The 12,776-nt window shown below is 64.1% G+C and carries 9 protein-coding genes; 5 read left to right on the forward strand and 4 right to left on the reverse strand.

Features of this window, described 5'->3' with window-relative positions:
- Positions 1–3: 3 nt before the first annotated feature.
- The 4 genes from HUTA_RS05335 to HUTA_RS05350 all read right to left on the reverse strand — a co-directional run bounded on the left by HUTA_RS05335 (position 4) and on the right by HUTA_RS05350 (position 7,150).
- Positions 4–1,728 (reverse strand): hypothetical protein, encoded by a 1,725-nt coding sequence (locus HUTA_RS05335; RefSeq protein WP_015788848.1) that lies wholly within the window; start codon positions 1,726–1,728, stop codon positions 4–6.
- Positions 1,725–4,688: an FtsX-like permease family protein gene (locus HUTA_RS05340; protein WP_079891676.1), complete on the reverse strand. Its 2,964-nt coding sequence runs from the start codon at positions 4,686–4,688 to the stop codon at positions 1,725–1,727. Before HUTA_RS05340 ends, HUTA_RS05335 begins: the two co-directional genes overlap by 4 nt.
- Entirely contained in the window at positions 4,678–5,376 is a 699-nt protein-coding gene (locus HUTA_RS05345) for an ABC transporter ATP-binding protein (RefSeq protein ID WP_015788850.1), read from the reverse strand. The genes HUTA_RS05340 and HUTA_RS05345 overlap by 11 nt, the downstream gene beginning before the upstream one ends.
- A gap of 175 nt (positions 5,377–5,551) precedes the next feature.
- Positions 5,552–7,150, reverse strand: coding sequence for a uracil-xanthine permease family protein (locus HUTA_RS05350; RefSeq protein WP_015788851.1), 1,599 nt, complete (start codon positions 7,148–7,150; stop codon positions 5,552–5,554).
- A 239-nt stretch (positions 7,151–7,389) separates the two neighbouring features.
- Here HUTA_RS05350 and HUTA_RS05355 point away from each other — a divergent pair, with 239 nt between their 5' ends.
- From HUTA_RS05355 to HUTA_RS05375, 5 genes are all read left to right on the forward strand, one after another.
- Positions 7,390–8,658, forward strand: a complete 1,269-nt coding sequence (locus HUTA_RS05355; RefSeq protein WP_015788852.1) for a polysaccharide deacetylase family protein — start codon at positions 7,390–7,392, stop codon at positions 8,656–8,658.
- Between the two features lie 380 nt (positions 8,659–9,038).
- Positions 9,039–10,181 (forward strand): polysaccharide deacetylase family protein, encoded by a 1,143-nt coding sequence (locus HUTA_RS05360; protein ID WP_015788853.1) that lies wholly within the window; start codon positions 9,039–9,041, stop codon positions 10,179–10,181.
- Positions 10,182–10,255: 74 nt separating this feature from the next.
- Positions 10,256–10,918, forward strand: coding sequence for an Sjogren's syndrome/scleroderma autoantigen 1 family protein (locus HUTA_RS05365; RefSeq protein ID WP_015788854.1), 663 nt, complete (start codon positions 10,256–10,258; stop codon positions 10,916–10,918).
- A 109-nt stretch (positions 10,919–11,027) separates the two neighbouring features.
- Entirely contained in the window at positions 11,028–12,143 is a 1,116-nt protein-coding gene (locus HUTA_RS05370) for a DUF3179 domain-containing protein (RefSeq protein ID WP_015788855.1), read from the forward strand.
- The gene (locus tag HUTA_RS05375; protein ID WP_015788856.1) at positions 12,136–12,735 is read left to right on the forward strand and encodes a hypothetical protein; all 600 of its coding nucleotides are present in this window, start codon (positions 12,136–12,138) and stop codon (positions 12,733–12,735) included. Before HUTA_RS05370 ends, HUTA_RS05375 begins: the two co-directional genes overlap by 8 nt.
- Positions 12,736–12,776: the final 41 nt, after the last annotated feature.

Raw genomic sequence — 12,776 nt, forward strand, 5'->3', positions numbered from 1 at the left:
CTGTCAGCAACTTCTCGACAGACCGGGTGGACGGACGATCGTGAGCGGATCGGGTGCCGAATTGCTGTAGATGCGATCGTTCGCGTGCATGTACTTCCAGAGACGGCCGTCGTCGATCACGATCGGGGGTTGGGGAAACACCTGTGCGCCAGTCGTCGTCCAGGAGGACTGGACGACTGTCGGACAGCCCGGCGGCGGGCCGCCCTCGATCCAGTCGAAAACGGGGGCCACGCGATGGAGTGTCGTGTTCGTCCCGGAGTTCCCCGGCGAAAAGTATCGGGAAACACGCGAAATATGATCGTCGCTGGTCCACTCCGGCAGCGACGTGACGCTGAACTCGGCGGCCGCGAACTCCCCTGACGTCGTGACGCCCTTGTAGGGAAGGTACTCCAAGCCGGCGAACGCCACCGGAATGGAGATCGCCATACAGATCACTACCCCAACGACTGCCACAGTGGACACTCCCTGTCGCCATGACTGGCGGGGCACCACTCGACCCATTCGATCCAGCAGCGTGCCGATCCCGAGCGCGACGAAGACGGCGATCGGGAGATGAAGGAACGTCTGGACGCGATAGGCAGTGTTGTAGTATTCAGGAGTGAGCGTCGCGGTGAATGACATGCCCGCGATGGCGAACCCGGCTCCAAGGAGTGCCAACAGCGCGAGCCATTCGGGCATCGAACGGTCACCCAGCGGGACCGCCCAGGCCCCGATCGTGAGCGGAATCAACAGGGGCAGCACCAGCAATACGACTGCGTCCGGCGTCGTCCCCATTCCAGGGAAGACGGGACGGACAGCGTTGACAGCCGCAATCGCGACGAAGCTCGCGAACGTCCCGGTGAGCAACAGTCGCTGGGTCCGGGTTCCGAGACGCGAAAATCGGGCCAGCAGCAGACCGACGAGGATGAGCCAGGCGGCCAACAGTCCCGGCGCGTAACTGATCCGCTGTGACTGGATGACGGTTGCCGGCGTGAGTGCGGCAATGCCCCAGGAGTAGCCCACGAAATAGCCCAGGAACCCGAGTGCGACGAGACCCCCGACCAGGAGGGTTCGGACGCTGACGCGACGGACACAGACGACCAGGACGAGGGCGAACAGCGCGACCATGCTGTCGAGGTTATGCAACGGCGGCAAACTCACGAGGAGTGCCCCGAGCACGACGTACCAGCGACGTCTGCCGTCCGGCATCGACCGAGCCAGGACGAGTGCAGCCAGCGGGACGACGAGGAGCCCGACAGTCTGTTCGTCGACGGGCATCGACCGGTGAAGGTAGACGCCATCGACCGCGAGCAGGAGGCTGGCAAGCGATCCAGCGAGCCGGCGTCCCGAGAGTGACCAGCCCAGTCGTCCGGTCAGTCGATGAGCAAAGACGGCGGCCACGAGCGACGGAAGTGCGCCGACGATGGCGATCACCGGCTGGGAGAGGAACCGACTCGGATGACCGACGACCGTTTCCCAGATGGCAAGCATCGTGGTGAAATGAAAACTGTCAGCCGGGAGCCCGTCCAATGGTAAGTGGCCGGTGGCGATGGTCTCCCTGACGAGGCCGGCGTAGACGATCCCGTCGGGGTTGAACGGCAGCGGGGACCAGAACAGCGGCCCCATCCGGAGCGCGACCGCGACGCTGAACGCGGCCAGGAGGCCGAGGAGATACTGCGCCCTCGACAGCCGGACTGGTGCCCACAGACAACTGGCTCCGGTCGAGTGACCACGATCGGGGCCGATCATCGTTCGATCCCTCCGGTTCGCTCGCCGAGGAGTGTCCTCGCCGGGGCGGTCCGAACGAGCGTTGCCGTGGCGAGAGCGGCACCGAGACCGACGAGCGCGAGCACGATGGCTGTCCCGAGCACTACGATCCAGGGGGCGAACACCGGTTGGATGGCGACGCCGAAGACCGAAAGCACGCCGGCCGAGGAGAGACACGCCAGGAGCAGATAGGTGAGCGGGAACGCCACCAGCAACGAAACCGTGCCGATCACGCCGGCGTCCCGAAGCACGAGGACGAAAACCTGGCCCGGGGTCGCACCGGTCGCCCGGTAGATCCCGATCGTCCGCCGTCTGGCGTGGACACCCCGGGAGAAGATGGCAGTCAGCCCGCCGACAGTCATGAGTGCGCCGAGCCCGGCGACGGCACCGACGAGCAGGGTGAGGTTCCCGAACACCAGCGACACGGCGCGGGAGAACGGTGTACTCCCCCGCTCGCCGTGGGTTGCAAGCGCAGCGACGAGGCGCTCGTTACCCGTCACGACCATCGTGGTTCGGGCCAGTTCAGTGTCCGTGTCGTCTGTCACTGTCACGTCGTACTCGCCCGGTGGATTGCGCGATAGCTGGGCCGAAACTGTCGTCGTTTCCCCGGGATCGAGTGACACTGTCCGATCGTGGCTGCTCGTCGGCCCAGAGATCGTCAACTCGGGAGCGACCGTCCGGTTCCAGGGGTTTTCGAGGTGTATCCGGGCGGTCGGCTGGACTCGGAATCCGGGGGATTCGGGCTGGATCGAGACCGAAACCAGCGGTCGACCGTCGCCGCCGGACCGATCGTCGCGGTCAACCCGGTCACTGATCGCCGTGACAGACTCGGTCACGGTTCGGCTATCGGCCGTCACGGTAAGCGTGTCCGCGCCGGGCGGAACCGTGATCCGGGCGACACCGGCCGAATCGGTTTGCACAGTTCGATTGCCGAGTGTCACCGTCGCATTGTCGACCGGCTCGCCGGCGGCGGTCGAAACTGCGACTCGTGGGGAAGCCCCGACGCGAACTGCCGACGGGAAGCGAACCTGGAGGGCGTTCGGCTGCCGGACCGCTATCGACTGAGTCGCCGATCCGGCCCGAATCGACCAGATACCGGGTCGGGCGACCGACAGCGTCGTCGTCCGTTCGGTTCGTTCGCCCGGCGGGATCGCCAGGGTCACGTTCCGAGACGTGTTCGCGACCCGGATGGACACGGTTCGGGTTGCATTCGTCCGACCGACGTTGACGGCGGTGACGGTGGTCTGGAACGACCGGTTGCGCACCACCGTCGCCGGCGCGGAGACGTCGACGACGTCGATCCCGCTCCCGGCCGCCGGCAGCCGGGTCGCTCGGACGACGTGGACTTGCCCCGGCGCGCGAGTGCTGAGATCGCGGGCCGTCGGCAACGGGACAAGCAGATGACTCTCGTAGATCCCCGGCGCGTCGTAACTGCCGACGATCGTCGTCCGCGTGAACGCCGATCGGGTGCTCCCGCCCACCAGGACGGTATCGCCGACGGAGAGGTTTCGCCGGGCGGCGAGGGACTCGCCGACGACCGCTTCGTCCGCCGACCGCGGGGCGCGGCCGGTCACCAGCGATGCCCCGGACACGTTCGCGAACGACGAGAAGTCGACGCCACGGGCGAGCGTCGGTTCCCCGTCGACGATCGGAAACAGCAAGATCTCCGGACTCGCATCGATCCCCCGGTCCTCGAGGACGGTCGCGAACGACTCCGGGACTGAGCTCGCGACGGGATGAACGGAGCCCGGTTCAACGATCGTCGCGTCCCCCGAATCGACCATGGGGGCCACCGCTGTGCCGGTCGAGACGAGGACGACCAATAGCGTCAGAAAGACAGTGATCGTCGCGATGGTCGGAATCACTGCCCGAAAGCGAAGCAGCGTCAGGTCGACCCAGCCTGGAATCCACTCCCGAATCCACCCACCGGTGGTGGGATCGCCGCCACCGCTCGATCGGATCGCGGCGGGCGGTATCCGACTCACCGGCCGGGACGCGAGATACCCGGCGATGGCCCCCAAGAGAACCACTCCCAGGTAGAGTGGGACCAACACGCCGAGTGCCGGGCGGGAGAGTGAGAGGTCCAGCGACACAGGGACGCCGAGAAAGACCGAAGCGTTGACCGCGACCCGAGCGGCGATGAGTCCGACCGCATAGCCGATCGCGACGCCGACCACCGTCACGATCGTGGCTCGCGCCGTGAACAGGGCGCGGACTGCACGAGGCGTGGCTCCCGTCGCCCGGACGATCCGGATCGTCTTCGCCCGATCCTGGACGCTCATCCGGGTGACGCTGAAGACGATGACCCCCACCAGGCCGGCCACCCCGGCGACGATCACGCCGAACAGAGACAGCGCTTCTTGGGCCCCACTGACGAAGAAGCGTGCAGCCCCTCGCAGCGGGATCGCATCGCGGTCGCTCGCCCGCTCGATCGCGTCGGTGCCGGTGTCGATCACGACAGCGCCATCCGGATCGAGTTGGTCGACGAGGCCACGCTCGGCGAGATACCAGCTGTCGGGAATCATCTCGACGTGCTGGCGGCCGGCGATCCGGACCTGGTCGACACCCGTCGTTGCCCCGACATCGGCGGTCGCCACGCCGTTCGTGAGGGCGCTCGCGAGCCCGGTCGCCGGCGTCGCCGCGGCGATCGTCTCGTTGGCACCCGGCGGAACCCCCAGAACGGTCGCGTTCGTGCCGTCGATCGGGACCGTTGCGATGGGAAAGACCGCATCACGGCCAGCGCGGGCCGCCAGCTCGGCGGATCGGTAGCCGGTCACGTATCCCGTCGTGTCGAAGTCAGCGGCGATCGTCTGTAGCTGCTCGGTCCCGCTCACGAGAAGCAGCGCGCTCCCGGTCAGAAACGCGATCGAGACGCCGATGACGACCATCGACAGCCGATCGCGACGCGAATACCGCGCCAGGAGCTGTCGTCTATGACTCATCACTCGAAATCGGTCGCTGATCGCCTGTTTCGGTCCGGGTGAGTGTGCCGTCTGTGAGTCGATAGATGGTTTCGAAATGCGAGGTGATCCGACGGTCGTGACTGACAGTCAACAGCGTTGTCGCCGCAAGTTCACTGGCCTCGAACAGCAACGAGATGACGCGATCGGTCGTTTCCGGATCGAGTTGCCCCGTGGGTTCGTCGGCGAGAACGATGTCCGGTTTGTTCGCCACCGCCCGGGCGATGGCGACACGCTGTTTTTCGCCCCCGGACAACGTCGACGGATACCGATCGGCGATCGGCGAGATACCCAGTCCGTCGAGGACGGTATCGAGCCACGCGTCGTCGTACGATCGAGCGTGACTCTGTGGCAATTGCGCGTTTTCCCGGGCGGTCAGATCGTCGATCAGCTGGAAGTCCTGATAGACCATGCCCAGTCGATCTCGCCGGAAGAGCGCCCGCTCCCGCCTCGAAAGTCCCGTCACGTCGACGCCATCGATGACGAGTTCGCCGGACGAGCAGTCCGATAGCAAGCCGAATATCTCGAACAGCGTCGTCTTCCCGCTCCCGCTCTGTCCCTGGACGAGCACCGTCTCGCCGTCGTCGACAGCCACCGTGACGCCATCGATGACGTCGTTGCCTCCCCGCCGTACACGCAGATCCGTCGCGCGGAGGACAGTTTCAGACACGACCGATAGTCACACCCCCGCCACTATGAATGGTGTGGACGGGACCGACCGTCTTTTCCCGTTCGGTCCGATGGTCCCCGGAACGGCAGTGCCGACATCGGGGCCACGGGCTGTGGGGGCGATCGGATCGACCGGCTGTCGTCGAGAGCGCCGTGGCTGCCCATGGGCGCGCCGCTCAGTCCCCGGAGAACGGTGGGCGCTCACTCCCCAGTCGATCGGAGACGCGTTCGATCGCCGACGTGAACTCGTCGTCGCCTTCGGTCATCTCCTCCCAGGCGACCAGGCCACGTTCCTCGCGAGTCCCCGGCACCGTGTTGTCGAGCACGAACGCGATGACCCCACCGACAGCCATCTGGACGCCACCGACGATGTAGACGGTCTGGGAAACGATTTCAGTACTGAGTATCGAGCCGAACAGTGGCACGTCGGCCATCCCCTGGCGGAGCAGTTCATACCCGCTGTCGACAGCATCGATCTGGGTGGCCGCAGTATCAATGTTACCCATATACGCTGGAATCGCCATCCCGGCGAAGATGGCGATCCCGACAATGAAGAGATTCCGTGAGGAGTCCAGATCCACGTACTTCAGGTTCGAGAGCCCGACAGCGACGATCTGGCCGAACATGGCGATGTACAACCCGCCGACGATGGGATCCGGGATGGTCGCGACGAGCGTACCGAAGTAGCCCACGAACCCGACCAGGATCATGACCGCTGCGCCGATCTGAACCACGTATCGAGATGCGACGCCGGTCAGCCCGATTGCGCCGATGTTCTCGGAGTACGAGGTCGATCCACCGGTCCCCATCAGCCCGGAGAAGAGGTTCGCGACACCTTCCATGCCGATGCCGTGGTTGATCCGCTGTTTCGATGGCGCGCCCTCACCCGAGAGTCGGGCGACGGCGTGATAATCGGCGAAGGACTCGATGATCGACGCGAGGACGCCGGCGAACATCCCGATGGCGAAAGACAGTTCAAAGCGCGGCATTCCCCACATCAATGGATAATGGACCAGGATCGGATCTGCGCTCTGAATCGCAGCCAGATCGACAAATCCCGGCGCACCGGACGGGATGATCCCGGCGACCGAGGCGATCGCCGCGACCAGCCACGCCACCGTGATCCCGAGCAGGATGGGAAACAGACTGAACAGCCGGCTCCGGTTTTTGAGATACTGCGAGAAGACGACGATCAGGACCAACGTCAACAGGAGGAGATACCAGTTTTGCTGTGCACCGGCCAGGTTGGAATTGACGTCAGTGATCTGCGGTGCCGAAAACAGCGATAACCCGATCAACGTGACGACCGGGGCCACGACCACCGGCGACAGATACTCGCGGATCTTCCCGACGAGTCCGAAATAGCCGATGGCAACTTCGACCACCGCGGCACTGATGATCGCCCCCTGTAAGAAGAGGAGTTTGGCGTTCCAGCCGGCCAGTTCGGGGATTGCGACGTTCGCCCCGACGATCGCGAGCGCCGGCGCGAGCATCGAGAACGGCGCGCCCTGGACGATCGGGTACCGATTGCCGAACGTGGTCTGTGCCAGGGTCGCGATCCCGCTGACGACGAAGAAGGTGCCGATAAACTTCGCCGTCACATCGCCGGGCATCCCCATAGCCGATGCGAGAATCAACGGGACGGCGATGTTCGCGCCGATCATCGTCAGATAATGCTGGATGCCGAGAAGGAGGGAACGGGAAAGCGGCGGTCGGTCTTCGATGCCATACTCGACGAGCGAGTCGCGTTCGTCCACTGGCTCCGTGTCACCCATGCCTGTCGCCTACCTGCACAGAGGGCATTGAAAAAGTATCGGAACGGCCGCTTCCTTCGATGGTAACTCACCTAACACATCGGGGGCCAATCCACATCAGGACCGTTGGTTTATCGTCAGTTCACCCCCGATACCGATCAGTTCGTCTCGAAAGTGTAGGTTTAAAATTACTATCGTCAATTCATGAAGATAAAATATCACAACGCTTATCGAGCGGGTCCAAAAATTTGGACTGTCGTATGTCAGACCAAGATACGGGGGAGCGGACGACGGTCGATCGTCGGCGGTTTTTGACGATCGCGGGGGCAACAGGACTCGCAGCGCTTGCCGGCTGCGAGGAGGATACGACGACAGAGGGCGGGGAAACACCGACGGAAACGTCGAAACCGTCGGATACAGAGACAGACACGGAGACGGAAGCCGACACGGAAACGGAAGCCGAAACTGCGGATGAAACAGAAACCGAAACGGAGACTGAAGCGGAAACCGACACGGAGACCGAACCGGAACTGGATCCAGAAGTCCCGCAGTCGGCGAACGGGCCGCTGGCTCCATTGCCGACGCCCGACCGAAACGAGGTCCCGAAGCCGGCGGGGGATGCAGGGGGCCTCGAAGTGCTCGACTGGGCCGGATTCGAGGGCGCTGTCACCTACACGTACGACGACGGCCAACCCTCGAATCTCGAACACTACAGCGCACTCGCAAAGACCGAGATGAATATGACGTTCTATCTCACCAGCAACGTGAACTTCGATGGGTACGAAGGCGGCTGGACGCTGGCCGCTCAGGACGGTCACGAACTCGGGAACCACACTGTCAGCCATCCCTACGCCGATATGAGCGATAGCTCATTCGCCGAGCCAGCGGCGGACCCAGCAGCCGAAATCGAGGGGTGTTCCCGGTATATCATCGACAATCTGGGCCAGGAAGACGTCTGGACGATGGCTGCTCCATTCGGCGACACCGGCTGGAGTGAGCCGGCCAAGCAGTCCGATCTCTTCCTCAATCGTGGGGTCGGTGGCGGGGCCGTCGCTCCCAATGACGACACTGACCCGTACAACCTGCCGTGTTACATGGCCCAGGAGGGCGACACTGCCGGGACCTTCACCGATCTGATAGACAATGCACGGGACAACGGTGAGTGGCAAATCTTCCTGTTTCATACGATCGCTCCGACCGACGAGGTGTGGTACGCGCCAGTCGAAGTCGACGCGATCATCGACAGTATCGAGCACGCCAAATCCACCGGCGACGTCTGGATCGACACGCTTGCCACCGTCGGCGCGTACTGGCGCGGCCAGCAGATACTGGAATCCGCCGACGTCACGGAGTCCGACGGGGAAACCGTTTGGTCGTGGACACTGTCCGAGTCGTTCCCGGCCGGTCGCCACGTCCGTGTGACCGTCGACGGCGGGACGCTCTCCCAGAACGGCACGGAACTGGAGTGGAACTCCCACGGGTATTACGAGGTCGCGCTGGACGAGGAGTCCCTGACGCTGTCGGCATAGGGAATCCGAGCCGACGGTTCACGATGGCTGGCGGCCCAGGTCGAACCGTCAATACCCGACCGCCCCTCTATACAGATGAGCGATATCGACGAGGCGGTTGAACGCGACCCACTCCGCGAGCAATTCGAGCAGGATCGAAAGAAGCGCGGGACAACCGACCACTGATGAGCAAAAATATGAAGGCCCATGTATTTTGAGCCTAAAATATCACACGTCACATGACAGATCAGGATACGGGGGCACGAACCCGGATCGACCGTCGTCGATTTCTGACGATTGCGGGAATATCTGGACTTATCACACTCGCTGGCTGTGGGGACGATAGTTCATCTAACGGGGGGACACCGACGGGTACTTCGAACACTCCGGAGCAGTCGGGTATGGTAGAAATCGGGGGCGAGACGCCAACCCAGACGGAAACCGAAACCGAGACTGAAACCGAAACGGAAACAGAAGAGACTGAAACGGAGACCGAAGCGGAAACCGAGACTGAAACAGAGACTGAAACGGAGACCGAACTGGATCCGGAAGTCCCGCAGTCGGCCAACGGGCCGTTGGCTCCATTGCCGACGCCCGACCGAAACGAGGTCCCGAAACCGACAGGCGAAGTAGGCGGCCTCGAAGTGCTCGACTGGGCCGGATTCAAGGGGGCCGTCACCTACTCATATAACAACGGCCAACCCTCGCAGCTCGAACACTACGACGCGCTCGCGGCGACAGAAATGAACATGTCGTTCTATCTCTCCGTCAACGTCGAGGACGACGTCTCGGGGTTCGAGGAGGGCTGGACGCAGGCCGGTCAGGATGGCCACGAACTCGGCAATCAAACCGTCAGCCATCCGTACGTCGATATGACCGAGAGCTCCTTCGGCGAGGCGCTTTCGGATCCAGCAACCGAGATCGAGCAGTGTAGCCAATACATCACCGAGACGCTGGGACAGGAAGACGTCTGGACGATGGCAGGACCCTACGGCGACAGCGGCTGGAGTGAGCCAGCCGAGCAGTCCGATCTCTTTCTCAACCGCAAGCTTGGTGGCGGTGCCATTGGCCCGAACGACAACACCGACCCGTACGACCTGCCGTGTTACGTGGCCGAGGAGGGCGACACGGCCGAGACCTTCACCGGTCTGATCGACGACGCACGGGACAACGGAGAGTGGCAGATATTTACCTTCCACTCGATTTCACCGACCGACCAGGAGTGGTACGCGCCCGTCGACATCGACGCAATCACGGACAGTATCGAATACGCCAAATCCACCGGCGACGTCTGGATCGACACGCTTGCCACTGTCGGCGCGTACTGGCGCGGCCAGGCGCTCCTCGAATCCGCCGACGTCACTGCGTCCGACGGGGAAGCCGTCTGGTCGTGGACGGTGCCGGAGGAGTTCCCGGCCGGCCGCCACGTGCGCGTCACCGTCGACGGCGGGACGCTTTCCCAGAACGGCACGGAACTGGAGTGGAACTCCCACGGGTATTACGAGGTCGCGCTGGACGAGGAGTCCCTGACGCTGTCAGCGTAGGGATTTCGCGTCGGTCGATCCCGACCGGCCAGGAGGTCGCAACGTCTATGTCCGTTGACCGGCCCTCTAGACACATGAGCGACTTTGACGAGGAGGCCGAACGCGAGCGCCTCCGCGAACAGTTCGAGCAGGATCGAAAGAAGCGCGAGGCGACCGAACAGATGAGCGAATTGCTGTTGCAGGGCGCGACGATGACGGATACCCACTGCGAGACGTGTGGCGATCCCATCTTCCGGTACGACGGCCAGGAGTTCTGCCCGACCTGTCAGCAGGCAGCCGGCGAGAACGCAGCCGACGGAACGAACGCCGGCGATGGAGCCGACGATACGGCAACAGCCGACGACGGAACACCCGAAACCCAAAGCGCGGCGGCGAGCCAGCCAGCTGAGCCGGCGGCGAACACCACAGATACACCGGATGAGCAGGCGGTCGAATCACCGGAGAACGTATCGACAGGGAAAGGCGGACAGCCCGGGGCTTCGGGCCAGACGGCAAGTCCGCCGTCGAGTGCCCAGCCCGGGCAGCGTGTCGACGTCCCGGGACTCGAACCCGGTGAGCAGCGACCGCCGTCTCACGGTGCCGGCGACCTGCAAGACGCGCGGGACTCACTCGTCGCGACGCTGTCGTCGTTTGCCCGCCAGGCGGAGGCGACAGACGACCCACGCCGTGCGCAAGATGCCCTCGAAGCCGCCCACGAGGCCGCCGAAGCGCTGGCGGCACTCGAGAACGTCCGTTGATCCGTTCGTCGATCCGTGCCGATGCGTGATCGGTTCGGCCGAGAAGGCCGTTTTCCGGTTACTTCGTGGTTAGCGCCCACTTTTACCCGAGAAGAACGTCGATTTGACCATGCGGCGTCACGTGACCAGGAGAGCCGTGCTCGCAAGCGTTGGAGCCACGTCACTCGCCGGCTGTCTGGGCGGGACCGGCAACGACGAGCCCCGATCCGCCGCCGATAAGGAGTCGACTGATCGGAGCGAATCAGCCGAAAGCGGGCCGCCGACGGCCGAGCAACGCCACCCCCTTCCGATGGAGCCAGCGCGGCTCAAGAACCGGGCCGTCTCAGGGGGGCCACCGAAAGACGGGATCCCGTCGATCGACGATCCGACGTTCGAACCCGCAGACGCGGCCACAGAGAAACTGGAGCCGGGGGATCCTGTCTTCGGCATCGCTACCGGAGAGACGGCCAAAGCCTATCCACAGCGGATTCTCGTCCACCACGAGATCTGTAATGACAGTATCGACGGGCGCCCCATCGCCGTCACGTACTGTCCGCTGACGGGGACGGCCATGGGATTCGAGCGCGGGGAGACGACCTTCGGCGTCTCCGGCCGGCTGGCGAACAACAACCTGATCATGTACGACAGGGCCACGGAGACATGGTGGCCACAGGTGCTGGCGACCGCGATCCCCGGCCCCTGGAACGACGACCCGGCGATCCGTTCCCTCCGGGAGTTCCGGGTCGTCTGGACGACGTGGGAACGTTGGACCGCGGTCCACCCCGACACCAGGGCCCTCTCGACGAAGACGGGATTCGCCAGGGAGTACGGCCTGGATCCATACGGGTCGTACAACCCTCGGACTGGATACTACTCCCCCGAGTCCGACCCACGGTTTCCAGCCTTCTCCGGGGACCGCCAACTGGCCCGCAAACGCGTCGTCATCGGCGCTCGGAGTGCCGACGGGGCGGCCGCGTTCCTGAAAGACACACTCAGAGCGGAGAAACTCATCAACGGCGAACTCGGTGGATCGCCAGTGGTGGCGGTCTACGAACCGACGCTCGACACCGGCTACGTCTTCGGGAACCCCGAGGACGAACAGTTCGAGTACCGCGACGGTCAGCTCGTCGACGAAGCGGGCGAGACGTATGCCCCGTCGTCACCGCCCGGCGAGCGCATCCTGGCGTTCGACGCGATGTGGTTCGCCTGGAGCGGATTCTATCCCGAAACCACGCTGTATGCCTGAGAACGACCCCGCCATCTCGACACGCGACGTCGGCGTCGTCGCTCGAACAGGAGTTGCCCTCAAAATCGCCGGGACCCGATGGGACACACGGCTGGCGTTTCTCGGCGCATCCCTGCTCTACGTGGTGGTGTATCTGTTCACCGTTGGCGACCTCTCCGTGATCACCGGCTCCGAGGGTGTCACGGTTCGGATCGCCGACGATCTCTCGCGAGCCCTGGTCAGTCGCGGCTTCTTCCGGTTCGACGCGATCGCGCTCGTCTCGGTCGGGCCAGTCAGCTATCTGTTCGCGCCGCTCAACCTGATCGTGGCGTCCGTTCTCGCGGGCCTCGTCGGGGCGAACGTCGCGCTCACGTACCTCGGGTACACCCAACCCCGCGCATGCGGACTCGAATCCTCGACGGGCGTCCTCGCCGGGATTCCAGCCCTCCTGTCGGGAGCAGCGTGCTGTGGCCCGACCATACTGGTCGTGATCGGCGTCCAGGCCAGCGCGACGCTCATCACCGCCTTCCGACTGTTGGTTCCGATCGCAATCGTCCTCCTCGTCGGTGGACTCCTGTTGATCGGCCGGCAGATCGATCCCGGGCTACTGTGACTAACAGGACAGCCTTTTCGCCCTCGACAGGGTAGAGACGG

The organism is Halorhabdus utahensis DSM 12940, from assembly GCF_000023945.1.
Taxonomy (GTDB): Archaea; Halobacteriota; Halobacteria; order Halobacteriales; family Haloarculaceae; genus Halorhabdus; species Halorhabdus utahensis.

What these genes read in the sequence shown, in the direction of transcription:
- HUTA_RS05360 (WP_015788853.1), top strand. Translation starts at nt 9,039, where the DNA reads ATGGTAGAAATCGGGGGCGAGACGCCAACCCAGACGGAAACCGAAACC.
- HUTA_RS05365 (WP_015788854.1), top strand. Translation starts at nt 10,256, where the DNA reads ATGAGCGACTTTGACGAGGAGGCCGAACGCGAGCGCCTCCGCGAACAG.
- HUTA_RS05375 (WP_015788856.1), top strand. Translation starts at nt 12,136, where the DNA reads ATGCCTGAGAACGACCCCGCCATCTCGACACGCGACGTCGGCGTCGTC.
- HUTA_RS05370 (WP_015788855.1), top strand. Translation starts at nt 11,028, where the DNA reads ATGCGGCGTCACGTGACCAGGAGAGCCGTGCTCGCAAGCGTTGGAGCC.
- HUTA_RS05355 (WP_015788852.1), top strand. Translation starts at nt 7,390, where the DNA reads ATGTCAGACCAAGATACGGGGGAGCGGACGACGGTCGATCGTCGGCGG.
- HUTA_RS05350 (WP_015788851.1), bottom strand. Translation starts at nt 7,150, where the DNA reads ATGGGTGACACGGAGCCAGTGGACGAACGCGACTCGCTCGTCGAGTAT.
- HUTA_RS05335 (WP_015788848.1), bottom strand. Translation starts at nt 1,728, where the DNA reads ATGATCGGCCCCGATCGTGGTCACTCGACCGGAGCCAGTTGTCTGTGG.
- HUTA_RS05340 (WP_079891676.1), bottom strand. Translation starts at nt 4,688, where the DNA reads ATGAGTCATAGACGACAGCTCCTGGCGCGGTATTCGCGTCGCGATCGG.